Raw genomic sequence first — 25,539 nt, forward strand, 5'->3', positions numbered from 1 at the left:
GCACGGGGCGGCTGCCGGGGCATGTCATGCTGCGCGGGTGACAACCCGGCAGGCGAGCGACTTCGCCCAGTTGGCCGCCTCGATCAAGCAGGCAGGCCTGCTCAGGCGACGGCGCGGTAACTACTACGTCCGCATGACCGCGAACCTGCTGGTCTACGCGGGAGCGTGGGTCGCGTTCGCGCTGCTGGGGGACTCCTGGTGGCAGCTCGCGGTGGCGGTCGTGCTGGCGGTGATGAGCACCCAGCTGTCGTTCATCGGGCACGACGCGGGCCACAAGCAGATCTTCAGCTCCCGGAAGTGGAACGAGATCACCGGGCTCGTCCACAGCGGACTGGTCGGGGTCAGCTACGGCTGGTGGGTCGGCAAGCACAACCGCCACCACGCGAACCCGAACCACGAGGACGAGGACCCGGACGTCGACATCTCGGTGCTGGCGTTCACGCAGCGGCAGGGCGCGGCGAAGAGCGGGCCGCTGCGGTGGATCGCGTCGCACCAGGCCGCGTTGTTCTTCCCGCTGCTGCTGCTCGAAGGCTTCGCGCTGCACTGGCACTCGATCCGGCACTCGGGCCGCGAGCGGTACCTCATGATCGCGAACGTCGTGGTGTACCTGGCCGTGGTGTTCTGGGTGCTCTCCCCCGTCTACGCCGTGGCGTTCATCCTGGTGCATCAGGCGTTGTGGGGCTTCTACATGGGGTGTTCGTTCGCCCCGAACCACAAGGGCATGCCGGTTCTGTCGGCCGGGCACACGCTGGACTTCCTGCGCAAGCAGGTGCTGACCTCGCGCAACGTGCGGGGCGGGTGGTTCGTCGACCTCCTGCTCGGCGGGCTGAACTACCAGATCGAGCACCACCTGTTCCCGAGCATGCCGCGGCCGCACCTGCGGCACGCGCAGGTGATCGTGCGCGAGTTCTGCGCTCAGCACGGGATCTCCTATGCGCAGTGCGGGTTGTTCCGGTCGTACGGGTACGTGTTGCAGCACCTGCACGAGGTCGCGGCGCCGTTGCGCGAACGCAGGGTCTGATTCCCGCCAGATCCGTGTCGGCGCGGTGGATTCACCGCCTGACAGCCGCAGAGGCCGGGTGCCCATGGCACACCCGGCCTCGAACTACGCCCAGGTGACCGGCAGGGCGTGCACGCCGTAGATGTTCATGTCGGTCCGCAGCTTCACCTCACGGGCCGCAACCGCGAGCTCCAGCCCCGGGAACCGGCGCAGCAGTCCCTCGAACCCGGTACGCATCTCGATGCGGGCCAGCTGCTGACCGAGGCACTGGTGGATGCCGTGCCCGAACGAGAGATGCCCCCGTGCGTTGCGGCGCACGTCCAGAGCGTCGGCGTTCTCGTAGCGCTCCGGGTCGTGGTTGCCGGCCAGCAGGGACAGGATCACGGTCGAGCCCTCGCGGATCGTCTCCCCGAAGAACTCGATGTCCTCCGCGGCGTACCGGTAGAAGACATCGCCGACGGCGAGGTAGCGCAGCAGTTCCTCGACGGCGTCGGGGATCAGCTCCGGCTCCGCCCGCAGTGCGGCCAGCTGTTCGGGGTGTTCCAGCAACGCGAACGTGCCCAGTGCCAGCATGTTGGCCGTGGTCTCGTGGCCGGCCAGCAGGAGCAGGAACGCCATGCCGATCAGTTCCTCGATGCTGAGGTCCTCGTCGCGGGCGAGGTCGGACAGCAGGTCGTCATCGGGCTCGGCGCGCTTGCTCGTGACCAGTTCGGACAGGTACGTGTAGATCGCCATGTACGCGGCCATCTTGTCCTCGAGGTTCACCTCCCGTTCCATGAACTTGGAGGAGTTCGCCTGGAACGTCTCGCGGTCCGCGTACGGAACGCCGAGCATCTCGCAGATCACCAGTGAGGGCACCGGAAGCGCGAACTCCTTCACCAGGTCGACCGGCGGGGTCAGGCTCGCCAGCTCGTCCAGCTGCCGTTCGGTGATCTCGGCGATTCCCTCTTCCAGCGCCTTCATCCGCTTGACGGTGAACGCCCCGGTGAGCTTGCGGCGCAACCTGGTGTGGTCCGGCGGGTCCATGCTGATGAACAGTCCCGGCGTCTGCGGGGACGGTTCGGTCTGCTCGGGCATGCCGGGCGTCGGGAACGGCATGTGGATGATCCCGAGGTCCTGCCGCGAGCTGAACCTGGTGTCCGCCAACGCCTGCCGGACGGCGTCGTAGCCGGTGACGAGCCAGCCCTCGTGGCCGTCGGGGAAGAGCATCGGGCTGACCGGACGGGTCGAGCGCAGCTGCGTGATCTGGCTGGGCGGGTCGAACGGGTTGACGTCGCGGTCCATCGGAAGGCCTTGCTGCACTGCGGTCATTGCGGTGTCTCTCCCTCAGCGGGTGGATTCGCGGTTGAACAGCTTCTTGGACCAGAGGTAGCCGCCGGTCCCGATGACGACGCACCAGGCGAGCGCGATCAAGCCGTTGTTACCGATCGGAGTGCCCATCAGCAGGCCGCGCAGCGAGGCGATGAACGGGGTGAACGGCTGGTACTCGGCGAACCAGCGCAGCACGGTCGGCATCGAGTCGGTCGGCACGAAACCGTTGCCGAAGAACGGAAGCAGGATCAGCGGCAGGCCGATGTTGCTCGACGACTCCACGCTCTTGCTCGCCAGTCCGAGCGCGGCGGACAACCAGATGAGCGCGAACGCCATGCCCACCAGCAGACCGGCCACCGCGAGCCAGCCGGCCGCGCTCGCCTGCGGCCGGAAGCCGATCGCGACGGCGACACCGAAGACGAACGTCATGGCGAGGACCGTCTGGACCAGGCTGCCGACCACATGTCCCGTTAGGACAGAAACACGGGCGATCGCCATGGTGCGGAAGCGATCCACGATGCCCTCGGTCATGTCCATCGCGATCGAGATCGAGGTGCCCTGCACCGCCGCGGTGATCGCCATCAGGATGATCGTCGGTGTGACGTAGTTCAGGTACTCCGCCCGCCCGCCGGAAGGCCCGCCGAGGCCCGCGCCGAGCGTGCCGCCGAAGACGTAGACGAACAGCAGCAGGAAGACCACCGGCATGATCAGGAGCTGGAACGTCATCGACGGGTACCGGATCATGCGCTTGAGGTTGCGGCGCACCATCGTCGCCGAGTCGGTCAGTACGTAGGTCATGACTGCTTCACCTTCTCGGGGTTGCCCGTGAGGGCGAGGAAGACGTCGTCGAGGTCCGGGGTGTGCGTGCTGAGCGAGTCGACCAGCACGGAGTTCTCGTCGAGGCGGTCGAGCAGCGCCTTGAGCGAGCCGACGCTGCCGTCGTTCGGCACGCGGAGAGCGAGCGCCTCGCCGTCACGGGAGGCGTTGCGCACCACTCGCGTGGCAGCTTCGAGGTGACGGGGATCGGTGAACTGCAGCAGCACGTGGCCACCGGGGATGCGGCGCTTGAGCTCGTCCGCGGTGCCCTCGGCGACGATCTTCCCGTGGTCCAGCACCGCGATCCGGTCGGCGAGCTCGTCGGCCTCCTCCAGGTACTGGGTCGTGAGGAAGATCGTGACGCCGCTCGCCACCAGCTCCCGCACGATCTGCCACATGGTGCGGCGGCTGCGCGGGTCGAGGCCCGTGGTCGGTTCATCCAGGAAGATCACCTGCGGCGAACCGACGAGCGTCATGGCGAGGTCGAGCCGGCGCCGCATGCCGCCGGAGTACGTCGACGCGGACTTGTCGGCCGCGTCGACCAGGTCGAACTGCTCCAGCAACTGCTCGATCTTGCGCTTGCCGTCCGCGCGGCCGAGGTGGTGCAGGTCGGCCATCAGCTTCAGGTTCTCCCTGCCCGTCATCAGGTTGTCGACGGCCGAGAACTGACCCGTGACGCCGATCGCGGCCCGGACGGCGTTCGGGTCACGTACCACGTCGTGGCCAGCGACCGAGGCGCTGCCGCCGTCCGCGCGGATCAGGGTGGACAGGATCTTGACCGTGGTGGTCTTGCCGGCGCCGTTCGCGCCGAGCAACGAGAAAACGGTGCCGCGCGGGACGTTCAGGTCGACGCCGTTGAGCACGACGTGGTCGCCGTACGACCTGCGCAGGCCGGTCGCTTTGATCGCGTTCATGGATTTCCCCTCAGGAACGGCGGACGGTGATGTCGCCGAAGGACGTGTGGGCGGTGACCTTGACGGTCTCGGTGGAGTCGCCGGGGCCGTCGCTGCTCTGCAGCGTGTTGGTGACGCGGCCGAACCCGGTCTTGGCGTCGATCCACGCCGCGGTCCACTGGGCGATCCCGACCTCGATGCCGCCCATGGCGGTGCTCAGCGAGACGGTGTCGCGGACGACCTCGCCGACGGCGATGGATCCCATCGCGGTCTTGGCCTCCACCAGCCCGCCGACCCGCTCGACGTTGATGTCGCCGTTGGCAGAACGTGCCCGCAGCTCACCCTCGACCGTGCCGATCTCGGTGTGGCCGTTGGAGTTCCTGGCGACCAGCGAGCCTTCGACCGAACCGATGCGGATGTGCCCGCTGCCGGTCTTGACCTCGGCGTTGCCCGCGACCGCGCCGACGTTGACCTGTCCGGCGCCCGTGTCGACCTTCAGCGGGCCGGTCCGGTCGATGTGCACGTTGCCCGCGGACATGTCGACCTCGGTCACGCCGAGCACACCGGACGTGCGGGTGCTGCCCGCCGTGACGTCGGCGTCCACTTTGGACCCGGTCGGCAGCTCGATCACGACGTCGACCGACCTGGTCTTCTTGGAGAAGTCGAACGTCCGCTTCGGCCCGCGCACCATCAGGGTGCCGTCGCTGTAGTCGACGCGGGTCTTCTGCGCCGCCTCGACGTCCGAGGAGTCGGACGGGTCCGACGGGCGCACCTCGACCTTGGTGTCGAAGCGGTCGCTCGCGATGATCTGGACGTAGCCCGCGTAGATGTCCAGCAGTACGGAAATCGGTTCTGGCGTGTCGTAAGAAGGCATGGCTGTCCCCTCAGAAGGTGTCGGAACAACGTCTCCGCAGGTGGGAGACGTGAGGTGAAGAGCTGGAGTTAGCGGACCCAGCCGACGAAACGCTGCGAGGCGGGGATGCCGCCGGTGAGCGTCTCGGGGGCGGCTTCGCGCTTCGGGCTGAGCTGAGCCGACGCGGCGCGCACCAGCCACGCGTTGACCGAACGGCCCTCCTTGGCCGCGGCCTCGTCGATCGCGGCCTTGAGCGGTTCTGGCAGGCGGACGTTGATGCGCACGGTGGTGCCGTCGTCGAAGCCGGCCGCCACGTCGTCGGCGGGTGCCGCGGCAACGGGCTCCGGCGCGACGGCGGCCGGCTGCTCCGGCGTCCGGCGCGTCACGACGAACTTCGGGTCACGGCCCCGCAGCAGCACCTGCACCGAGTCCGGCGCCAGGTCCGCGGTGATCTCGTCGGCGGCGGCGGACAGCGCCTCGAGCAGCGCCAGCCGGATCGCCGACTCCATCGTCACGGTCAACCGCTCGACCAGAGCACTCGCCTCGTCGCCGCCTGTTTCGACGGCGGTCAGCAGCTCTCGGCCGAGGGAAGCCACATACGGGGTCAGATCCATGGCACCACTATGGCACACAGTGGCATCACCAGCAAGCATTTCTGGCTCAAAGTGATGCCACTTTGGCTCACCGCAGGTCAGGGGCGGCGCAGCGCCGCGAATGCGGCCAGCGCGGGCGTGCCCTTCTGCCGGTCGAGCACGGCGAAGACGACGTGGTCGAAGAAGCGATTGTCCCGCAGTGCGCTGTGGAAGACGTCGGCGACGACAGCCGGTTCGTTGCCGAACACGCCACACCCCCACGCCCCCAGCACCAGCCGGCGGTGACCGTGAGAGGCCGCGACGTGCAGCACGCGGACGGCGCGCTTCAGCAGCGCGGCTTCGATGCCACCGGCGCGTTCGGGCTGGTTGCGCATGATCGCGGCCCGGTTGGGTGCCGCGGCGGTGAGGAACGAGACCTCATAGGGCTCCGGCAGCACCGCGCCCTTGTCGTCCTTGAACACCGGCACACCCGGCGAATAGATCACGCGGTCGGTGTAGGTGAGGTCGGCGTGCGCCCGATGGTGGGCGTAGAAGTCGCCTGCGGCACGCAGGCTCGGGTAGAGAGCAGAGGCACGGGCCACGCTCTCCTCCTGAGCCTGCGCGCCGTTGAGGAAACCACCGCCGGGGTTGCGCGCGGAGGCGAAGACCAGGCAGGCGACGTCACCGCCGAGGCGCCGGGTCGCCTCCAAAGTGGACTCGTTCGTGACGTCGATGCGAGGGAACTCGCCCTGTTCCGGCAGATCCAGCTCGTCCTCGGGGAGGTGGAGCCTGGTCCGCGCCACCGCGCGGGCGACGGCGGCGGCGATCGAGACCTCGCCCGCCGCGGTGGAGTAGGAGCCTCGCTCCGAGATTTCGACGGTGTCGTGGGCGATCGCGCGCAACCTGCTGCTCATGATGTTGCGATTGTCGCCGTCCTCATCCCGCGGGCAAAGCGGGTTTCAGCCGCCGTAATGCCTGGCGACCGCGGCGAACGCGGCCTTGGGCTCCCACGACAGGTCGTCGTACACCTTCACGATGCCTGGGCTCGCCATGTCGAGATCGCGGCTCGGGTCGTCCGGGCGGTGCGGGTAGTTGTTGAGCGCGAACAGGTAGACGAACGCGCCGTCGACCCCCTCGGCCTCGAAGATCTCCAGCACCTCGCGCAGGTACGTGGCCTGCTCCTCCTCGTCGCGGACGTAACCGTCCTTCACCCGGATCGGCAGCCCGGCCTCGTCGTGCTCGACGATCTCCATGCTGCGCGGGGCCACGGCACCCGAACCACGCCAGGCCGCCGTGCCGAAGCCGGTGATCGCGACCGGTTTCCCCTGCGCCACCACGTTCCTGATGCTCTCCGCGTACACGTCGGCGACCTCGGCCGAGCGGATCAGCTCGAACGACTTGATGTCGAACAGGTCCCAGTCGGGGTTCTCGAACGGGATGCAGGCGTAGGTGAGCCTGCCCTGGAAGTGTTCCCGCACAACGGACACCGCCTCGGCGAGGAACTCGTTGAGCTTCGCTCCCGCCTCCCGCATCCGCTCAGGCCTGCCGAGCAACCGACCCAGACGTTGCAGGATGTCGTCACCAGGCAGGAAACCGGAGTTCATGATGCTGAGCTCGACGCCCGTCACGAACACCACCTCGGCCTTGAGCCGGATTCGCTCGGCTCGTCGCGCGCAGTCGGCGAACAGGTCCAGGATCTCGGGCGGCGTCAGCTCCAGCGGATACGGCGAGAACCAGATCTCCAGCCCCAGCCCGGCGGCGATCTCCGCGGCCTGTTCGAGCCGTTGCGGATCACCGCCGACGAGATGAACGGCGTTGCAGTGCAGGTCGTCCCTGATGACGGTCAGATCCCGGCTGACCACGTCCAGGTCGAACGTCTCCAGCGAGTTCTCTCCGTGGCGCACGAAACCGGTGTCGTACGCGATGCCTTTGGCGCGCATGCCACGACACTAGAAGACAAACTTGCGTGCACGCAAGTTTGCGTGTGCGTAAGTCAGCCCATCTTGGCCGCCGCGGACTTGATCGCCTGCCGGATGCGGAAGTACGTGCCGCACCGGCAGACGTTCGCGATCCGGTCGATGTCCTCGTCGGTCGGCTCGCTCGTCGTCTTCAGCAACGCCGCCGCGGCCATGATCTGGCCCGGCTGGCAGTAGCCGCACTGGGCGACGTCCTGCTCCAGCCACGCCTCCTGCACCGGGTGCAGGTCGTCACCGGACGCGAGCCCCTCGATCGTGGTCACCGCGCGTCCAGCGCACTCCCCGACGGGCGTGACGCAGGGCTGGACCTCCGCGCCGTCGAGGTGGGACGTGCAGGCGCGGCAGACGCCGATGCCGCAGCCGAACTTCGGGCCGCGCACGCCGAGTTTGTCGCGCAGCACCCAGAGCAGAGCCATGTCGGCGGGAGCGTCGACGGTGACCGGTTCCCCGTTCACGACGAAGGTGTAGGTAGGCACGGGAAAAGCTCCTTCAGCGCGGGAACGGCTCGAAGTCGACCGGGAAGATGATCGGGAAGCTGCGCGGCACGACACCGGTGGCCCGCGCATAGGCGTTGGCGATGGCACCGACCGCGGCGGGCACGCCCAGTTCGCCCGCGCCACCGGGTTCGCCGGTCGCGGGCATCACGAAGATCTGCACGTCCGGTGGCGTGTCCTTCTGCCGCGCGTAGTGGAAGTGCGAGTACGAGCCCTCCAGCGGCAGGCCCTTCTCGATGTGCAGACCGGCGCGCAACGTGGTGGAGATCGCGTCGGTCAGGCCGCCGAGCATCTGCGCCTCGAGGCCGCGCGGGTTGATCGGGCGGCCGACGTCGACCGCGATCACGGCCTTGACCACCCGCGGGTTGCGCGGGTCGCGGGCGTCGATCTCGACCAGGCAGGCGGTGCACGACTGGTACTCGTCGTGGAACCCGAAGCCCTGCGCGAACCCCTTCGGCATCGTCCGGCCCCAGTTGCCGGCCGTCGCGACCTTGTCCAGCACCGCGCGCTGCGCCGCGGTCTTGAGGTGCTCACGGCGGAACGCGACCGGGTCCTTGCCCATCTTCTTCGCCAGCTGGTCGACCAGGATCTCCTCCGCGCCACGGGTGTTGGCCGAGTAGACCGAGCGCCACGAACCGGTGTGCATCCGCAGCGGCACCTCGTTGAGCAGCGACGTCACGACGCCGAAGTTGTACGGCACCTTGCAGGTCGTGAGAAACACCGTCTGCGCGAAGGAAAGATTGCCCCCGACCGGGAGCGAGGCGGCCGTCGCGGTGAGGATCTCGCCGAGGCCGTGCCGGAAGTCGGTCTCCACGGACGCCACCCGGTGCTCGAACGTCAGCACGTTGCCGAGCCCGAACGTGGCCCGCAGCTTGTGGTGGCTGGCCGCGCGGGCCCGGCCGTGGCGCAGGTCGTCGGTGCGGCTCCACATCAGCTTCACCGGGCGCCGCAACGCCTTCGAGATCTGCGCGGCCTCCAGCGCGGCGTCGAAGAAGAGTCGGCGGCCGAACGAACCACCGCCCTGCATCACGTGCACGGTCACCGCCGACTCCGGCAGGCCGACGGCGGCGGCGATCGTCTGGCGCGCCACGATCGGCGACTTGAGCCCTGCCCAGATCTCGGCGCGGTCGTCGCGGACGTCGGCGATCGCCGAGTTCGTCTCCAGCGGCGCGTGGCTGACGAACGCGAAGTCGAACTCCGCGTCGACGTGCTGGGTCAACAGCGGAGGCACCACGAACGGCAACGCGGCCGCCCGCAGCTTGTCGCGAATCTCCTTGTCCGACAACGAGTCGATCGTGCCTGGGTTCCAGGTCACCTTCAGCGCGTCACGGGCGGCCATGGCCTGACCGAACGTCTCGGCCACCACCGCGACCCCCGTCGGCACGACCCCGATCGCGATCACACCCGGCATGGTCTTCGCGGCCGCGGAGTCGACCGACTTCACCGTGCCGTTGATCGTCGGCGGGCGCCGCACGACGGTCGGCAGCGCGCCCGGCACGTCGAGGTCGAGCGTGTACTTGAACTGGCCGGTGACCATCGCACGGGCGTCGATGCGCGATTGCGGCGTGCCGACGAGCCGGTGCTCCGACGCGGGCTTTGGTTGCGCGGCAAAGACTCCGGTCAGCTGCGCGGCCGCCGAGGTCAGCAGGCCGTACGCGATGAAGCGGCCGTCCGGCAGGATCACCCCACCGTCCCGTGTGGACAGTCGGCTGACCGCGACACCGTGCTGCTTCGACGCCGCGGCGAGCAGCCTGGCCCGGGCAGCCGCCGCCGCCTGGCGGACCGGGCCGTAGACCGACCGGATCGTGTTGGAGCCGCCGGTGAGCTGGTTCATCAGCAGCTCGGGCCGCGCGTCGGCGAGCACGACCCGCACCTGGGCGAGCGGCAGGTCGAGCTCTTCGGCGACGAGCATCGCGGTGGCCGTGGTGATGCCCTGGCCGACCTCGGCGCGGGGCAGTTCGAGGGTGACGACGCCGTCCTCGCCGACGCTGAGCACGGCGAGCGCGCCCGCGGTGGGAGTACCGGCCAGGATGAGAATCTCGCCGAGATCCATGATCTCGGCCGGTTGCGGCAGGGTCGGGATGACCGCCTCGGCGGTGCCGGGTACCGCGACCGTCAGCACCGGGGCAGCGACCAGGAACGTCAGGAAACGACGACGGCCGACGCCGACCGGGACTTCGTTGTCACAGGTCATGCAAAGTTCAACGACATCCGGTCTACGCCGGTACGCCCGTCAGCCGAATGGGCGCAGGGCCGTTGGCGCATCGCCGTAACTGCGGTTCGAACGGGGACGATCTGCCGAACATGAGACGATTAGCAGTACTCCTGCTGGCACTTGTCCTGGTCTCTCCCCAGCCGGCGCTCGCGGCCGACAACCCGCAGGCCACCCTCTTCTCGCCGTCCGCCGGCGTCTCGGTCCCCCTGAACGAACCCCTGCTCGTCATCGGTGGCGCCTTCAACGGAGAAGCGGGCGGCATCACGGAAGTCGAGATCTCCACGGACGACGGTGCCAGCTGGACGTCCACCGACGCGCACACCGAGAAATGGGCGATCGTGCTGACACCGGCCGTGCCCGGCCCGCTGACGATCCAGGCCCGCGCCCACACCGCGTCGGCGACGGGCCCGATCACCGTGTCGCGCACCGTGCACGTCGGCGGCACGACGACTCCCCCGGTGTCCGGCGACACCCCGTTCTTCCTGCAGGCCACACCCGACCCGGTGATCAACGACCCCGACGACCAGGCCGTGGAGCTCGGCATCCGCACGACCGTCGACCGGCCGGGCGCCCTGACCGGCGTGATCCTCCGCCGCGGCAGCTACACCGGACCTGTGACCGCGCGGGTGTGGTCCCCGGACGGCACGCTGCTCCTCGAACAGGCTGCACCGGGAGCCGCGTTCTCCCAACGGATCACGTTCAGCACACCGGTTCCCGTGCAGGCGGGCACCGAGTACGTCGTCTCGTACCTCACGCCCTCAGGTGGTTACGCGGCAACGGAGAACTACTTCGTGGGCGGCCTCGCGCAGGCGCCGTTCTATGCGCCGTTGAACGCGGGCGTCTACCGCTACGGCGGCGGCTTCCCGACGGACACTTGGAACGCCAGCAACTACTGGGTGCAGCCGATCTTCCGGCCGTGACTAGTCGCTCGGCGCGACCTGGCGCTTCAGCACCTTCTCAGTGCCGCCGGTCGCGTCGAGCAGCCGGATCAGGGCTCGTTTCGCCGCATCACCGCCGTGCACGTCCAGTTCCCGGCGGATCCGGCGGCTGTCCTCGACCAGCCGCCGGCCGCGATCGGTGAGCCGGGCGCGGCGCACCCGGCTGTCCACCCGATCCGGCACCCGCGCGACGTAGCCGAGCCGTTCCAGCTCGAGCAACTGCTTCGACGCGGCCTGCTGCGTGACGCCGAGGAGGTCGCCCAGTTCGGACACCGTCGGCTCGCCCTCGATCAGGTGCTGGACCACGAACCCGTGCGAGACGCGCACGCCGTCGTGCCCGATCTCGTGCAGCCGCCTCAGAATCGCGTCGTTCGCCGAGCTGCCCGCCAGGTACGCGAGGGTGGCGAGGTCGATGTCCATCAGGTCCACGCCCCCATCCTGACACATTGACAACCACAGTTGTACAACTATGGTTGTGAACATGGACCCGATCGCCGTTGCCACCTCTTTGCACCGAGCGCTCGAAGCCGGGCTGTCCGGCTCCGAGCTGCGTCCGCTCTTCGCCGCGGACGCCGTGACCGTCGAGCACCCGAACCTGATCAAGCAGTCCGGCGCGCGAATGACCCTGGACGACATGCTCGCGGCCTCCATCGCGGGCGCCGGGCTGTTGTCGAGCCAGAAGTACGACGTGCACTCGGCTTTGCGCTCCGGCGACACCGCGATCCTCCGCCTGACCTGGACCGGCGCGCTGCGGTCCGGCGAGGAGTTCGTCGCGCACATCGCGCAGTTCGTCACGACGACCGGCGGGCTGATCAGCTCGATCGAGACGTACGACTGCTACGAACCGTTCTGAGCACATACCGCTCGCATACCGGCTCTCATACCCGGCCGCTGTTGCATTCGCCGCGATCACCTCGACGAAGGGAACCCGGCGATGGCCGACGAGAAGCAGTACAGCCGCCGTGCGATGGGCAAACTGGCGGCGGGCGCCCTCGCGGCGGCCGGAATGGCGTCCCTGCCGGGCCAGGCCCTGGCGGCACCGCACTACCGGGCGCACGGCCCGTTGCTCACCGACGGCTACCAGACGTGGATCGACGCGATCAACAACCAGGGCGCGAACCTCGCCAAGGTCGTCACCGGCTGGGGCGTGCCGGGCCCCGGCCCGTGGGCCAACTACCCCGACCACGTCTGGACCGCCGCCGGCGCGACGAACTTCCTCATCGTCCGCACGGTCACGGGCGACACCAACAGGATGATCGACCCGAACCAGGCCGTCGCCGAGATCCGTGACTCGAAGTTCTTCGAGTACAAGAGGATCCGTTCGGGCGCCGACAAGTGCATCATCGAACTCGGCAACGAGCCGAACATCGGCGTCGCCGACCCGTGGGCCTACGGCTACAACCTCAACGTCACGATCGACCGCATCCGGGAGACCTTCCCCGGCGCCAAGATCTGCGGCACGGCGCTGTCGCCGAACAAGACCACGAACCCGGACACCTGGTACGCCAACCCGAACTTCGTCAACGCCATCAAGAAGTGCGACTTCGTGGGCGTGCACTTCTACAGCAACGCCGACGACGGCAACTTCGCCGCCCAGGGCGGCTGGAACGAGCTGACGTACTCCGAAACGCTGACCCGGTGCGCGCAGAAGTGGCCGGGCAAGCCGGTGATCGGCACCGAGTACTCGATGCGGACCACCCGGCTCACCCCGTACCAGAAGGGCTACAAGTACGGGCACTTCATGCACTTCGACGACTCGGTGGCCGGCAGCCTGTGGGGCGCCACCTACTACCACGTGCAGACCAATCCCAGCGGTGTCGACTTCCAGGAGAACGTCGGCTCGGAAGGCGCGCGCGGTTACCGCAAGCGTCTCAGCGAGGGCGGGCTGTAAGGGTTTGACCTGGCGTTATACCGGCCCGATCACTAGGATGGGACGTGATCCTGGGGGTTTGGTTGGAGCGGAACATTCGCACGGTCGACGACGTGCTGGCGTTGCTGGACGGGCTGTTCGCCCCTGAAGCGGACCGCTGGACCGCACAGGCGGGTGACTGGTGGGACAGCTTCTACGCGGACCGGTCCCGCGAGGTTCCGTTCTTCGTCGCCAAACCGGACGAGAACCTGGCCGGCTACGTGGAGCGCGGTCTGCTCCCGCCCGGCCAGGCCCTCGACGTCGGCTGTGGACCCGGTCGCAACGCGATCTTTTTGGCGCGCAACGGATTCGACGTCGACGCCGTGGACGTCTCGGCGACCGCCATCGCCTGGGCGGCCGAGCGGGCGGACGGTCTCGGCATCCGGTTCCGGCACGGCGACGCGTTCGCCACCACCGGCACGTACGACCTGATCTACGACTCCGGCTGCTTCCACCACCTGCCGCCGCACCGCCGGATCTCGTACCTGGCGCTGCTGGACCGCGCGCTCAAGCCCGGCGGCCACTTCGCGTTGACCTGCTTCACCGCCGAGGAAGGCACCACCACGCCGGACGCCGGCCTCTACCGGCAGGCCAGCCTGTCCGGTGGGGTCGGGTACCGCCCGGACGACCTGCGCTGGATCTTCCAGGACCTCACCGAGGTCGAGCTGCGCCGGATGACGGACGAGCCCGGCGAGTCGCCGCTGTTCGGCCGCTCGTTCCTGTGGACGGCGTTGTTCCGCAAGGGATGACGAGTCCATACAGGACCAGGGTGCAGCGAGCGGACAGAGGTGTCCGGCAGGCGGAAAAGCAGAGGGTCGCCACCTGCGAAAGTAGGATGATTCCCCTGCTCCAGTAGGTGATCCGAGGCACACCGCCGCCAGTATCGTCAGCCAGGTGAGACGGGCCGGAGATCTGGCGCCGGTGCTGCTCGTGGCAGTGCTGGGGATCTGGCGCGAGCTCGCACCGCCCGCACCGTCCAGGCTGGTCGCCGCGTCCGTCGGCTTCTACGTCGCGGTTCACCTGCTGTCGGCGGCCGCGCTGTGGTGGCGCCGGACGCATCCGGTGACGTCCGGCGCGGTAATCGCTTTCCTCTCGCTCCTCACCCCGACCTACGCCTCGATCGTCTCCGCGTACTCGGTCGCCGCGCACGCGACGAAACACCGCTGGGTGGCGTTCACGCTGCCCATCACGTGGGCGATCGGTGCCGGGATGTGGGCGATGCCGGACCTCACCGGCCCCGGCCTGATCGTGATCGCGGGCCTCGCCGGCCTCTACCTCGGTGCCCGGCACAGGCTCGTGCGGGCGCTCACCGAACGGGCGGAGCGGGCCGAACACCAACTGCTGGCGGAACAGGCCCGAGCCGACGAACGCACCAGGCTCGCCGGCGAGATGCACGACGTCGTCACGCACCGGCTGAACCTCATGGTGCTGCACGCCGGCGCGTTGCGAGTGGCCGCAAAGGACGACGGCGTGCGCAAGGCCGCGGAGGAGTTGCGCACCGCGGGCTGCCAGTCACTCGCCGAACTGCGCGACCTCGTCGGCGTCCTGCGCGCCGGCCGCACCGCGCGCATCCCGGACGTGCTGCCCGACCTGCTGTCCAACCTGGTCGCCGACTCCGCCGCCACGGGCCTGGTCGTGACGCTGACCGAGCACGGCGACGCGGACACCATCTCCCCCGCCGTGCGCCGCACGATGTACCGGGTCGTCCAGGAATCCCTGACGAACGTGCACAAGCACGCGCCGGGCGCCCAGACCGCCATCACCGTCTACTGTGGACCGAACAGCGTTCGCGCGGTCATCCGCAACACCGCTCCCGCCGTCCTCCCGGACCTGGCTCTGCCCGGCCCCGGTTCCGGACTGCTGGGCCTGCGCGGCCGCGTGGAGATGGTCGGCGGCACCCTGACCGCGGGCCCCACCGACGACGGCGGCTTCGAGGTGGACGCCGTGCTGCCCGCGTTCGTGCCGACCTGATCAGCTCTTGCGGCCGCGACCGCAACACCGCACCTAGTTCGACCAGCCCCGGTGTCATTCGTCGGAAGCACGCACGGCCCGGCACGCGAGATGCACCGCCAGCCGCTCGTCCGGGTTCAGCAGGCTGACGCCGAGCAGCTGCTCCGCCCGGTTGATCCGCTGCGCCACCGTGTTGCGGTGCACCTTCAGCCGCACCGCCGCCGAGGAGGTCACCGACTCCTCGTCGAGGTAGATGGCGAGGGTGCGCAGCAGCTGCCCGTCCTCCACCCCGGTCAGCGGTTCCAGCAGCCGCGTCGCCTGCTCGACCAGCGCGGGCGTCTCGGCCGCCATCGACAGCAGCCGCCGCACGCCGAGCTCGTCGATGTGCACGACCTTGGCCGCCCCGGCCATCGCGGCGGCCTCGCGTGCCTCGGCCAGCGTGTGCCCGACGCCGGACGTGCCGGGGTGCGGCCGGCCCACGCCCGCCACCATCTGGCAGGAGCCCAGTGCCAGGGTGAGCTTCGCGGTCAGCTCGCGGTGCTGCGACTGCGGCGGCTCGGAGTCGTTGGTGAGCCAGAACGACCAGCCCTCCGCGCCCTCGACGAGCTGGCCGTGCAGGCCGCGCCGGGACAGCTCGACGCGCAGCCGTTCGGTGTGCGCCGTGTCGAACATGCCCGGCGTCGGCGCGTTCGGCACCGCGTAGACACCCGTGTGCCAGCCGTCCAGGCGCCACCCCGCGAGCACCGCCTGCTGCACCAGCTGCGGCGGCACGTCGTCGCCCGAGGCGAGCAGCTCGGCGAGCAGTGAGCCGCGCGAGCGAGCGCGGCGTTCGGTCTCCAGGCGTTCGGCGGCGACCCAGTTGCCCAGCGCCCACGACGCGACCTGGCTGATCTGCAGGACGGTCTCGGCCCACCGCTTGTTGCGGCCGCGGGCGTGCGAGACCAGCCACAGGTGCACGTGCCCGGTCCTGTCGGTCTCCACCGGCACCGCCACCGCGAAACCGCCCGCGGCATCCCCGGCCATCTCCACCAGGGTGGCGACCGAGCCGTGCAGGAGGTCCGGCGGCAGCCCCGGCGGTGACACGCCCTCGATCGCCGTGCCGTCCGCGCTGATCACCGCGCACGTGACGTGCAGCTCGCCGGACAGGATCGTGATGACCGACCGCGGGTCCGGCCTGCTGCGGCCCAGCCGGGCGGTGACGGCGTTCAGCAGTCGTGCCGCCGCCACCTCGGGACGCCGCACGGCCGTGCGCAACGCGTCGGCCACCAGCAACGGGTCGTCGGCCTTGGTCTGCAGCAACGGCACACCGAGCCGGTTCGCGAACGAAATGGTTGCGGCGGATGGAGCCTGGAAGGTGCCGGTCGTGGGGCGCACCACCACGACCGCACGCACGTCCGCGCTGTAGGCCCGGCGCAGCGCCACCTCGACGAGGTACGGCTGCTGCCCGGTGAGGATCACCAGGTCACCGCCCGAGCACGCCTCGACGGCCGTCATGTCCGCCGCCAGCCGCACGTCGGCCACCTCGGTGTCGACGCCGCGCTCACCGGCCAGCAGACAGGCGTCGCCGAGCACGCCGATCTCCAGCAGGTCGCGCACGGTCAGCGCGTCGGCGTCATCGATCACGAGGCGTCCCTGAACGGCACGTAGTCGAGGTCGTAGCCGAACGCCCGCGGGTCGACCCGGCCGCGCATCTCCGCGGGCATCCACTGCACCGGCGATGGGAGCGCTACCACGTCCACGACCGCGCCGAACGTGAGGCGCTCTGTCGACACCGGCTTGCCCGACTCCGCGTCCAGGCAGCACAGCAGGTCAGGCGTCGTCACGAGCGACTCGCCGTCCGCGAGCGCGACGAGGTACTCACCCTGCATCTCCAGGCGCACGTACGCATCGTCGGTGTCGAGGCACCGCAGCGCCACCGTTCCGCGAGGAAAGTCCCCGACAGACTCCCGCCAGACTTCGACGACTTTTCCCCGCGTGACAAGAAAACCGCCGGACGCCTTGGCCCGTTCGTCGACTGAAACCGTTTGCTGTGACCAGATCTCACCGAGCTCGAGAGCGCGGGCCAGCGAGCCCGTTATGCCCGCTTTGAGGGCATCTGCGAGTTTCAACGGCTTGGCCACCATCATCGCCCAGCCGCCGAAGTCCACCATCACCGTGCGGGCGAGCTTCTCGATGCCGGTCGCGTCGAGGACCGCTCGGTTTCCGCTGGGTTCCGTGATGGCCAACGGGGTCGTGGGCAGCCCGGCCGCGGCGTAGGTCGTCTGGTCGATCCGTGGGAACGCTCTCCCCATCCCGTCGACGTCGACGTACGGCAGCCCCAGCCGTGCGGCCAGGATCAGCGGCAACAGCCCGTTGCACCCGCCGACCTCCCACCCGATGACCGCGGTGGCGGGCGTGGAGTCGTGCGCCTGCAACGCCTTGAGGGCTTCCTCCGCCTCCAGCCCCGACGGCAGCTTCTCGATCATCACGGTGGGCGCGCCGATCAGCCCCACCCGCGCGCCGTAGCCGTCCGGATCGGCCTCCTCCGGTGAAAGAACCGTGACAGGACCGCTTTGCCGCATCTCGTGCCGCAGCATGGCCGCGAACGCGTGGGTCTCGTGCTCACCGCCTCCACCACCACTTCCGAGCATGACCACGCCCAGGGCGAGCTGGTCTACCTCGTCGGGCTGGAGCAGGTGCATGCGCGAGACAGTAGTGCCGCCGATGCCCGCGCGCGAAGCTCTGGTTACGGCGTGCCGAGGGGCGCGTACTCGTGCGAGTAGCCGAACGCCGACGGCCCGACCAGCGCAAGACCCTCCGGCGTACGCCACCGCGGGTGGCACGGCGCGCCCACGACCACGACCCGTTGGCCGTACCGCAGCCGTTCGGCGGGGACGGGTTCCCCTTCGGCGTCCAGCACGCAGATCAGGTCCGGCACCGAAGCGACGACCTCGCCGTCGCGGATCGCCACGAGGTGCTCGTTCTGGAACGCCAGCCGGCAGACGGCACCGTCGTGGGCGGCAACGCCCTCGAGCCACGCCTCGCCCTTGGCGAAGCCGGGCTCGCTCGCCCGCATGACGTCGACGACCTTGCCGGCGAACAGCACCTCACCGCCGAGGAACGCCGCGACGGCCTCGCACGGATCCACGTGGTCGCGCCGCGCCTCCTCCACCCGCCGGCCCAGCCGGGACGCGAGCGTGAGCGTGCCGGGGATCGTGATCTCCCTGGCCTGCTTGCCGGACATGGGGAAGCTGCACATCAGCGCGGTGCAGCCCATCCCGACGGCCGCCGAGCGCGCGAGCCGTTCCGCCCAGTGGTTGTCGCTCACGTCGACGACGATGGAGTTGCCCTTCTCGTCGGCGACCGAGAGCGGCTTGGCCAGCACGCCTTCGAGCGTGCACACGACCATCTGCACCATCGGGAACGCGCGGCCCATGCAGTCCGCGTCGAGCACCGGCAGCCCCAGCGACGCGGCGACCGGGAGCGGCGCGAGCGAGTTCATCCCGCCGACCTCGATCGGCAGCACGTGCGTGATCGGGCGGCCGATCTCCCGTTGCAGCGTCAGGAAGGCCGTGACCGCCTCCTCGCCGGCGGGCAGCTTCTCGATCATCACGCTCGGCGAGCCGATCATGCCGATGCCCGCGACCAGCGCGTCGTCCGGCACCTCGTGCAACTCGGCGGCGAGCACCGGGCCGTACTCGCGCATCGCCTGCTCCGCGACCAGCCGGCCTATGTACGGATCGCCGCCGCCACCGGTGCCGAGGATCGCCGCGCCGCGGGCGATGTGCCTGAGTTCGCTGATGCCGATCTCACGCACGAGCCCTCCGCACGGCATCGTCGAGCACGAGGTCGCCGACGGCACGCGCGCGCACTCTGCTCGCGTTGCCGGGCAGGTACGCCAGCGGGATCTCCTCCACGTCCACGATCCGCACGCTGTCGGCCTTCGCACCCGCGGCCACCGCCTTGTCGACGGCTTCCTGACGGGCCGCGTCGAGCACCTCGTCCCGCCGCGCCGGGTCGATCGTGAACACCCGGTCGACCTCGCCGCCCACCTGCGCGATCGCGGCGCCGATGGCGTTGGCGAACGCGTGGTGCTCCGGCCTGACCAGGTCGCTGACGCCCTCGATCTTGTCCGGCACCAGGACGCTGCCGCCGCCGACCAGGACGACCGGCAGCGGTGCCGGGCTGGTGCGCATGCGGTCGACCAGGGAGGCGATCCGGTCGCAGACGTGGTCGAGCACCGAACCGACCAGCGTGCGGTCCAGGCCGCTGACCAGTGAAGCGTCGCCGATGTCCGCGAGCCCGGCCGCGACCGCGATGTCCGTGGCGGTCAGCGTGTCGCCGCTGAACACCAAAGCCTGCTGGGACAACCGGAATCCGACGCTGCCCGGCCCCACCTCGATGCCGTTCGCGTGCTCGCGCACGACACTGCCGCCGCCCAGGCCGACCGACAGCACGTCGGGCATCCGGAAGTTGGTGCGCACGCCGCTGATCAGCACCTGCGACGAGGCCTCGCGCGGGAAACCGTTGTGCAGCATGCCGACGTCGGTCGTCGTGCCGCCGACGTCGATCACCGCGCATTCGTCCAGCCCGGACAGGAACGCGCCGCCGCGCATCGAGTTCGTCGGGCCGGAGGAGAACGTCGCGACCGGGTAGCAGCGCGCGTACTCGAGGTCCATCAGCGTGCCGTCGTTCTGGCTCAGGTACAGCGGCGCGTCGATACCTTGTGCCGCAAGCGATTCGGTGAGTCCGTCGGCGATCTGCTCGGCGAGCTCGCGCAACGCGGCGTTGATGATCGTCGCGTTCTCCCGCTCCAGCAGGCCGAGCCGCCCGATCTCGTGGGAGAAGCTGATCATCAGGTCGGGTACCTCTGCGGTCAGGATCTCGGCCGCCTGGCGCTCGAAGTCGCCGTTGACCAAGGAGAACACCGACGAGATGGCGACCGACCGCACTCCCTTGGCGGCGATGTCGACGGCCACCGCGCGCAGCTCGTCGACGTTGAGCGGCGAGATCACCCGCCCGTCGTACTCGTGGCCGCCGTGGCAGAGGTACGCGTGCCCGCCGATGACCTCGCGCAACCGCTGTGGCCAGTCGACGAACGGCGGAAGTGCTTTGGTGGCGGGAAGTCCGAGCCGGACCGCGGCCGTCTGGGCAAGTCCCCTGCCCTCGACGACGGCGTTGACGAACTGCGTCGTGCCGATCATCACCGCGTGAACGGCCGCCGGGTCGAACGCGTGCCGGATTCCGCTGATCGCGTTGATGATCCCGGTGGTCACGTCGACCGTGGTGGTCGTCTTGCACTCGGCCAGAACGCGCCGTCCCTCGACGAGCACGGCATCGGTGTTCGTGCCACCGACGTCGATACCGATGTGCATGTCCGAAACCACCCCTCAGGCGGCCGACGGTTCTCCCACCACCTTACGGTTGGTGGCCCTCCGCGTCCTCATGCGGAGGAGGTCCAATCTCCCAGCTGAGACGTAGAGCGCGAACGCGAGTACGAGCGAGTTCACACTGGACTGCCCGAAGGGCAGCAACTCACCGACGATGGCGGCGGCCGGCCAGATGATCACCGTGACGGGCACCCACGAGGGGGCTGACCTCGGCACGCGCGGCCGCGTGGAGATGATCTCGTTCCGCCAGCGCCGCACGATGTAGTACTCGGCGATCATGATCCCGGTGACCGGCGGGAACACCACGCCCAGCAGCACCAGGAAGTGGCTGAACTGGTTCACGATGCCCGCGGCGGCGAGGAAGCTGCCCGCGCACCCGACCATCACGGTCACCTGGACCCGGCTGATCCGCACGTTGAAGACCGCGTCGAAGAAGTTGACCATGGCCAGCGAGGCCGAGTAGAGGTTCCAGTCGTTGATCTTCAGCACGGCCGTGAGGACGATCAGCGCGCCGATCCACCCGCCGGTCGAGCCGATGACGCCCATGACGTCGGTGGTGCGCAGCCCGTGCGCGAGGATCACCCCGGCCAGGCTGATGATCCACTCGCCGGCCGTGATGCCCAGGACCGTCTGCTTGACGACGTCCCACGACGAGCGGTTGAACCGCGTCATGTCCGGCGCGATGGCGGCGCCGACGATGAAGCTGCCGGTGACCAGCGTGACCGCGGTCATCATGCCGATCGGCTCCCCCGGCGCCGGACTGCTGAGAACCGCCGGGATGTCCTGCACGCTCGTCAGCACGAGGTAGCCCAGCAACAGCAGAAACGCCGGCACGGCCACATACGCGGTCCACGCCATCCACCGCACGCCGTAGACAGCGATGACGGTGACGACCAGACCGAAGACGAGCGACCACACCGGTGCGGGCAGCACACCCGTGGCGTCGGCGAGCGTGACCCCGGCCAGCCCCGTCTGCACCCCGAACCACCCGGTCGAGGACAGGCCGATGATCAGCCCGAGCATCGCCGACCCCGCGTGCCCGAAGCCGGTCCAGCGGGTGAGGATCGCGGTGGAGAGCCCTTCACGCTGCCCGATCACGCCGACCGTGATGGCAATGGCGTTGAGCAGCACCGCGCCGAGCGTGAGAGCGAGGAACGCGTCCCAGAACGTCATGCCGAACCCGAGCGTCGCGCCCAGCAGCAACTGGCTCAGCGCGGTCGTCTGCCCGAAGCGCTGGGTCGCGACTGACAACCACGGGTGCCGCGCCTGGTCAGGGACACGGGTGAGGGCCTGGTCGTCGTGCCCGAGGAGAGCGGCCACTTCTCGTCCCTCCGCCCTGTGATCGACAACCCGGACAGTAATCGCCGACACACCATCGAGCTACAGACAATGTGCACTGTCGGGCGAATCAACACGTTGCGGGTCGCACAGGCCGTCCTAATTCACAGCAAGCCCAATCCGCCGCCGAGCCACCAGCCGCGTGTGATGCACGTCGACGCTGACCCCAAGCCCAGGCCGCCGCTCAAAACGGTCGTAGCTGCGGCTAAGCAGCCAATGCGCCGCCTCCGCCGTGATCAACTCCAACCGGAACTCGGCCTTGAGCCGCTCCAACGCCTCCTCGATGCGCCGGGTCAGGAACGCGTGCCGGGTGAGGCTGCCGCTGATTTCGTCGATCATGAAAACCATGGCGTGCCGATCGTCCCCGTACGCATAACTGCACAGCAGTGCCAGATATCCGGCATCGATCGACCGATCACCGATCCAGCAGTCCCCGAATGTGAGCGCTCCCAAATCCCACTGCGGCCGACTCTGCTCCGCGGCTGCCCGCCGCGCCCACTCCCCCGGCCGACCCGGCAACAGGTGCCCCAACGCGGTGAGCAGCGCCCCACTACGCCGACTCGGCACCTCTTGGAGATGCCCGACCACGGCCTCCCACAGCGCCTCGTTGCCGGCGAACGGCCCGATGAACGCGGAAACCTGGAGCTCGACCTCCAGCGGATCGGTGAGCTGCGGCAACGGACGGCCAGCGTCCACCACCGCCTGCTCCATGGGGGTAAGCCTCGTCCGCACGCGCGGCAGGTTAGACCGATCGGCGCAACGCGAGCCCGTATTGGATCAACGCCGCCGCGCGGTTCACCTCATCGTGATCACGCGCAGTCCGTCGACGAGCACCTCGCCGGGAATCTCGAACTGGACCCCGCCCTGCGCCGTCACCAGCAACGTGACAGGGCGCTCCAACGCATCCACGACAACAGCCAGCTCCACTCCCCGAAACCGTTGCCAATGCGGCGGCCAGTCCCGCGGCCGCGCCCGCTCCGAGGCGAAGACGTCAACGACGCAGCCACGCATCACAAGGTGCCCTCGCGGTTCTCTCGTCGGATCCGCCGGCAGCACGAGCTCGGCCGCCAGTACCGCGTCAACCAACTCGCCCTTGTCCTCGTATCCCCGATGTACGAGGTACATCAACGACTCGAGCTCGTTTTCAAAGGTGATCTCACGCGGCTGATACCGGGGATTCGGCACGTACTGGTCGGTGATCTCGCCCCTCGCGTCAACGAGATACCGCCCGATCACCGCCTCCGCGGGAACATGCGCTGCGCTGTCGTGCGCAGGGTCGACCACGTGCAACCAGTTGTGGGGCACGCGCCTGGCACGTTCCCTCATCTCCCTCGTAACGAGCGGCTTGACCATGCACACATTGTGCCGAACCGTGCGCGGAGAGTACGGCCGAATGAGATCATCCGTTCGTGACCGATCCGCACGAATACCTCGCGAACTTCGAGCAGCGCCTCCAGCAGGCCCAAGAACAGGCGAACGCCATCCAAACCGCGTTCCGCGAATCCCGCACCGAAGCCCAGAGCCCGGACGGTTCGGTCATCATCACAGTGGGCTCCGGCGGCCGCATCGAGTCGCTCCAACTGACCCCACGCGCAGACGACCTGGGCCACACCGCCCTAGGCCGCACGATCATGGACACCATCCGCCGCGCCCAGGTCGAAGCCGCCCGCAAGATCGAGGACACCATGCGCCCCCTCCTCGGCGACGGCGAAGGCATGGCGTTCCTGCGTGAACAGGTCGAACAGGGCATCGCCGTGATCGACCCGGCGGGCACCGTCGAAGAGCCCAAGCCGGCACCTGGTCGTCCCGCGCCCCCGCAGGGTGATGACGACGACTTCGGCGGAAACTCGGTGCTGCGATGAGCGGCGGCTTCCAGACCTCGGCCGAGACCGTCGCCGCCCACGGCAAGATGCTCGTCGGCCAGCTGTCCCCGTCACTGCAGGAGGCCGTGTCCGCCTCCCAGGTGAGCCTCGGCCCGAACGTGATGGGCGAGCTCTGCCAGGTCTGGTCGTGGATCTTCAACGAGGAACTCGACGACGCCAAGGCCCTGCTCGCCGCCCTGCCCAAGGCTTTCGAGGCGACCGGCGACGAGCTGTGCTCGACAGCCGAGACCTACCAGCAGGCCGAGGACGGCAACCGCACCTCGATGCAGGGGATGGACCGATGAGCAACCCGTTGATCGCCAGGCCGCAGGACGACAACAAACGCTTCGCCGGCGCCGGGATCCTCGACACCGGCGAGGATCTGGTCAAACCGTTCCTCGAAGGCAAGGATGTCGACCTGGTGGCGCTGGGCATCGACGGCGCCGCGATGGTGCTCGACGCCGCCGGGTTCCTCACCGACCCGCTCGGCACCCTCGCCTCGTCGGTGGTGGGCTGGATCATCGAGAACGTCAGCTTCGTGCGGGAGCCGTTCGACAAGCTCATGGGTGATCCGCCCGCGATCGAGGCGATCGGCACCACCTGGGAAAACATCGCCAGCCGGCTGAAGGCTGAAGCCAACGGCTACGAGTCGCACGCGAAGTCGCTCGACGAATGGACCGGAGACGCCGCCGACGCCTACCGAGGCCGATGCACAGGTCTCGTTGCGCAGCTCCGCGGCTCAGCTGCAGCCGCGGAGTCGGCCGCGAACAAGGTCAAGGTGGCCGGCGCGGTGGTCGCCGCGACGAGAGCACTGATCCGCGATCTGATCGCCGACCTCGCGGGAACCCTTCTGATGTGGGGGATTCCGGCCGCGGCGTCGGCGATCCCGACCGCGGGCGCGTCGATCGCCGCGTTCATCACCCGTGCGATCACCAAGGCCGTCGAGATCGGCACCAAGATCGCCCGGTTCGTCGCCAAACTGTTCAAGGCATTGGACAAGCTCGGTTCCCTCGCCAAGAAGGCGGGCGCCGCGATGCGCAAGCAGGCCGACGACCTCGCCGCGCTGAGCAGGCAGATGCCGAACAGCCGCTACGGCAACCAGCAGGCGGCCGAGCTTGCCTCCGACTCCGCCACGAAGATCTCCCGGGCTGACTCGCTCGACAACGTCGGCGATCAGCTCGCCAACGCGAGCAGGCGCGCTCAGGACGGCGTCGGCAACGCGATGAACAAGATCGACGATGTCGTGCAGCGCACCAGCCAGAAGGTCGACGACTGGGCAGCGCGCGTGAAGGAGAACGGGCCGGCGCGCAAGCAGAAGATCAAAGACATCTACGAGACGCTGAACCAGCCACCGCTGTCGACGAAGCAGCGGGACATGGGTGATCCCCTCGGCGCGGCCGGTCGTGCGGCCGACAAGGTCGACGCGCCGCTCAGCAAGGGCCTCCTCGACGGCCAGAACTGGGTGCGCGCCGTGGCCAGCAGGGATCTCAGCCACCTGATGCCGAACCTGGGCGATCTCGTGCACCCGGTCAAGGAACTGTCGAAGGAACTGAACAAGGCCGAAGGCGGAGGCCACAAGCCGGGGGACCAGAAGTGACGAAAACGAAGCGCATCGCCGTCGCGGCGGTCCTGTGGATCGCGGCGCTCTACTGCGCCCAGGCCTCCACGTTGTTCTTCGACGGCGACTCGGCCTCCGGCGGCGATCCGTCGGGCTACGCGCAGGACATCTCGTGCAAGCGCAACTGGTACGCCTTCGGCCTGCTCTGGTACTGCGAGGCGACGATCGTGACCGATGACGGCGAGCGAATCCCGTACACCAGCAAGAATTCTCTCCTCACCCCCGCCGACATCGGCAAGCAGGTGCCCATGACCACCAACCTGCTGCGCACCGGCGGGCGGTCGTCACGAGCCACCGCGGAGTGGGGGCTCGCCGAGCGAGTCGAACCCAACAAGGTCGCGTACGTGCTGTGCCTCATGGGCCCGCCCGGCATCGCGCTGCTCATCACGTTCCGGCTCTTCCGCGACAAGAAAACGGTCACGTGA

27 protein-coding genes are annotated in these 25,539 nt (G+C 69.0%); 10 read left to right on the forward strand and 17 right to left on the reverse strand.

Going from position 1 to position 25,539, the window contains the following annotated elements; genetic code table 11:
* The first annotated feature begins 37 nt into the window (after positions 1-37).
* On the forward strand, positions 38-1,021 hold the full coding sequence (locus ACIA8G_RS19575) for a fatty acid desaturase family protein (protein WP_396419973.1): 984 nt from the start codon (positions 38-40) through the stop codon (positions 1,019-1,021).
* An 84-nt stretch (positions 1,022-1,105) separates the two neighbouring features.
* Here the strand turns inward: ACIA8G_RS19575 and ACIA8G_RS19580 are convergent, their stop codons facing one another.
* The 9 genes from ACIA8G_RS19580 to ACIA8G_RS19620 form a co-directional block, all read right to left on the reverse strand.
* The gene (locus tag ACIA8G_RS19580) at positions 1,106-2,311 is read right to left on the reverse strand and encodes a cytochrome P450 (RefSeq protein ID WP_396419974.1); all 1,206 of its coding nucleotides are present in this window, start codon (positions 2,309-2,311) and stop codon (positions 1,106-1,108) included.
* Between the two features lie 15 nt (positions 2,312-2,326).
* Positions 2,327-3,109 carry an ABC transporter permease gene (locus ACIA8G_RS19585; protein ID WP_396419975.1) on the reverse strand — a complete coding sequence of 261 codons (783 nt, stop codon included), beginning with the start codon at positions 3,107-3,109 and terminating at the stop codon, positions 2,327-2,329.
* The gene (locus ACIA8G_RS19590) at positions 3,106-4,041 is read right to left on the reverse strand and encodes an ATP-binding cassette domain-containing protein (RefSeq protein WP_396419976.1); all 936 of its coding nucleotides are present in this window, start codon (positions 4,039-4,041) and stop codon (positions 3,106-3,108) included. Before ACIA8G_RS19590 ends, ACIA8G_RS19585 begins: the two co-directional genes overlap by 4 nt.
* A 10-nt stretch (positions 4,042-4,051) precedes the next feature.
* Positions 4,052-4,894, reverse strand: coding sequence for a DUF4097 family beta strand repeat-containing protein (locus tag ACIA8G_RS19595; protein ID WP_396419977.1), 843 nt, complete (start codon positions 4,892-4,894; stop codon positions 4,052-4,054).
* A 68-nt stretch (positions 4,895-4,962) separates the two neighbouring features.
* Positions 4,963-5,487 (reverse strand): ribbon-helix-helix protein, CopG family, encoded by a 525-nt coding sequence (locus ACIA8G_RS19600; protein ID WP_396419978.1) that lies wholly within the window; start codon positions 5,485-5,487, stop codon positions 4,963-4,965.
* Positions 5,488-5,564: 77 nt separating this feature from the next.
* A complete protein-coding gene (locus ACIA8G_RS19605) occupies positions 5,565-6,359 on the reverse strand; it encodes a TIGR02452 family protein (RefSeq protein WP_396419979.1) in 795 nt (264 codons plus the stop codon).
* Positions 6,360-6,404: 45 nt separating this feature from the next.
* Positions 6,405-7,385, reverse strand: coding sequence for a hypothetical protein (locus tag ACIA8G_RS19610; protein WP_396419980.1), 981 nt, complete (start codon positions 7,383-7,385; stop codon positions 6,405-6,407).
* A gap of 53 nt (positions 7,386-7,438) precedes the next feature.
* The gene (locus tag ACIA8G_RS19615) at positions 7,439-7,897 is read right to left on the reverse strand and encodes a (2Fe-2S)-binding protein (protein ID WP_396419981.1); all 459 of its coding nucleotides are present in this window, start codon (positions 7,895-7,897) and stop codon (positions 7,439-7,441) included.
* A 13-nt stretch (positions 7,898-7,910) separates the two neighbouring features.
* Positions 7,911-10,109: a molybdopterin cofactor-binding domain-containing protein gene (locus ACIA8G_RS19620; RefSeq protein WP_396419982.1), complete on the reverse strand. Its 2,199-nt coding sequence runs from the start codon at positions 10,107-10,109 to the stop codon at positions 7,911-7,913.
* A 110-nt stretch (positions 10,110-10,219) separates the two neighbouring features.
* On the opposite strand from ACIA8G_RS19620, the gene ACIA8G_RS19625 reads away from it, so the two are divergent.
* On the forward strand, positions 10,220-11,050 hold the full coding sequence (locus ACIA8G_RS19625; RefSeq protein ID WP_396419983.1) for a DUF4082 domain-containing protein: 831 nt from the start codon (positions 10,220-10,222) through the stop codon (positions 11,048-11,050).
* Here ACIA8G_RS19625 and ACIA8G_RS19630 read toward each other — a convergent pair whose 3' ends face one another.
* A complete protein-coding gene (locus tag ACIA8G_RS19630; protein WP_396420547.1) occupies positions 11,051-11,488 on the reverse strand; it encodes a MarR family winged helix-turn-helix transcriptional regulator in 438 nt (145 codons plus the stop codon).
* Positions 11,489-11,549: 61 nt separating this feature from the next.
* Between ACIA8G_RS19630 and ACIA8G_RS19635 the strand changes: the two genes are divergently transcribed.
* The 4 genes from ACIA8G_RS19635 (at position 11,550) to ACIA8G_RS19650 (ending at position 14,948) form a co-directional block, all read left to right on the forward strand.
* Complete coding sequence (locus tag ACIA8G_RS19635; RefSeq protein WP_396419984.1) at positions 11,550-11,921, forward strand: nuclear transport factor 2 family protein; 372 nt, start codon at positions 11,550-11,552, stop codon at positions 11,919-11,921.
* Positions 11,922-12,002: 81 nt separating this feature from the next.
* Positions 12,003-12,959, forward strand: coding sequence for a hypothetical protein (locus tag ACIA8G_RS19640; protein WP_396419985.1), 957 nt, complete (start codon positions 12,003-12,005; stop codon positions 12,957-12,959).
* A gap of 44 nt (positions 12,960-13,003) precedes the next feature.
* On the forward strand, positions 13,004-13,726 hold the full coding sequence (locus ACIA8G_RS19645) for a class I SAM-dependent methyltransferase (RefSeq protein ID WP_396419986.1): 723 nt from the start codon (positions 13,004-13,006) through the stop codon (positions 13,724-13,726).
* A gap of 145 nt (positions 13,727-13,871) precedes the next feature.
* Positions 13,872-14,948, forward strand: coding sequence for a sensor histidine kinase (locus ACIA8G_RS19650; RefSeq protein WP_396419988.1), 1,077 nt, complete (start codon positions 13,872-13,874; stop codon positions 14,946-14,948).
* A 54-nt stretch (positions 14,949-15,002) separates the two neighbouring features.
* On the opposite strand, the gene ACIA8G_RS19655 is transcribed toward ACIA8G_RS19650, so the two are convergent.
* The 7 genes from ACIA8G_RS19655 to ACIA8G_RS19685 all read right to left on the reverse strand — a co-directional run bounded on the left by ACIA8G_RS19655 (position 15,003) and on the right by ACIA8G_RS19685 (position 22,987).
* Positions 15,003-16,550: a PucR family transcriptional regulator gene (locus ACIA8G_RS19655; protein ID WP_396419989.1), complete on the reverse strand. Its 1,548-nt coding sequence runs from the start codon at positions 16,548-16,550 to the stop codon at positions 15,003-15,005.
* Positions 16,547-17,608 carry a DUF917 domain-containing protein gene (locus ACIA8G_RS19660; protein WP_396419990.1) on the reverse strand — a complete coding sequence of 354 codons (1,062 nt, stop codon included), beginning with the start codon at positions 17,606-17,608 and terminating at the stop codon, positions 16,547-16,549. Before ACIA8G_RS19660 ends, ACIA8G_RS19655 begins: the two co-directional genes overlap by 4 nt.
* Before the next feature lie 44 nt (positions 17,609-17,652).
* Positions 17,653-18,723, reverse strand: a complete 1,071-nt coding sequence (locus ACIA8G_RS19665) for a DUF917 domain-containing protein (RefSeq protein ID WP_396419991.1) — start codon at positions 18,721-18,723, stop codon at positions 17,653-17,655.
* Positions 18,716-20,281: a hydantoinase/oxoprolinase N-terminal domain-containing protein gene (locus tag ACIA8G_RS19670; RefSeq protein ID WP_396419992.1), complete on the reverse strand. Its 1,566-nt coding sequence runs from the start codon at positions 20,279-20,281 to the stop codon at positions 18,716-18,718. Before ACIA8G_RS19670 ends, ACIA8G_RS19665 begins: the two co-directional genes overlap by 8 nt.
* A gap of 15 nt (positions 20,282-20,296) precedes the next feature.
* Positions 20,297-21,616, reverse strand: a complete 1,320-nt coding sequence (locus tag ACIA8G_RS19675) for a purine-cytosine permease family protein (protein ID WP_396419993.1) — start codon at positions 21,614-21,616, stop codon at positions 20,297-20,299.
* Positions 21,617-21,733: 117 nt separating this feature from the next.
* Positions 21,734-22,345 carry a hypothetical protein gene (locus tag ACIA8G_RS19680; protein ID WP_396419994.1) on the reverse strand — a complete coding sequence of 204 codons (612 nt, stop codon included), beginning with the start codon at positions 22,343-22,345 and terminating at the stop codon, positions 21,734-21,736.
* Between the two features lie 84 nt (positions 22,346-22,429).
* Positions 22,430-22,987: a type VII secretion system-associated protein gene (locus tag ACIA8G_RS19685; RefSeq protein ID WP_396419996.1), complete on the reverse strand. Its 558-nt coding sequence runs from the start codon at positions 22,985-22,987 to the stop codon at positions 22,430-22,432.
* 56 nt (positions 22,988-23,043) lie between these two features.
* Between ACIA8G_RS19685 and ACIA8G_RS19690 the strand changes: the two genes are divergently transcribed.
* From ACIA8G_RS19690 to ACIA8G_RS19705, 4 genes are read left to right on the forward strand one after another with little or no spacing between them, the layout of a single operon-like run.
* A complete protein-coding gene (locus ACIA8G_RS19690; RefSeq protein WP_396419997.1) occupies positions 23,044-23,496 on the forward strand; it encodes a YbaB/EbfC family nucleoid-associated protein in 453 nt (150 codons plus the stop codon).
* The gene (locus tag ACIA8G_RS19695; protein ID WP_396419998.1) at positions 23,493-23,801 is read left to right on the forward strand and encodes a hypothetical protein; all 309 of its coding nucleotides are present in this window, start codon (positions 23,493-23,495) and stop codon (positions 23,799-23,801) included. Before ACIA8G_RS19690 ends, ACIA8G_RS19695 begins: the two co-directional genes overlap by 4 nt.
* Positions 23,798-25,093: a WXG100 family type VII secretion target gene (locus tag ACIA8G_RS19700; protein WP_396419999.1), complete on the forward strand. Its 1,296-nt coding sequence runs from the start codon at positions 23,798-23,800 to the stop codon at positions 25,091-25,093. The genes ACIA8G_RS19695 and ACIA8G_RS19700 overlap by 4 nt, the downstream gene beginning before the upstream one ends.
* Positions 25,090-25,539 carry a DUF6346 domain-containing protein gene (locus ACIA8G_RS19705; protein ID WP_396420000.1) on the forward strand — a complete coding sequence of 150 codons (450 nt, stop codon included), beginning with the start codon at positions 25,090-25,092 and terminating at the stop codon, positions 25,537-25,539. Before ACIA8G_RS19700 ends, ACIA8G_RS19705 begins: the two co-directional genes overlap by 4 nt.

The organism is Lentzea sp. NPDC051213 (assembly GCF_044455585.1).
GTDB lineage: Bacteria > Actinomycetota > Actinomycetes > Mycobacteriales > Pseudonocardiaceae > Lentzea.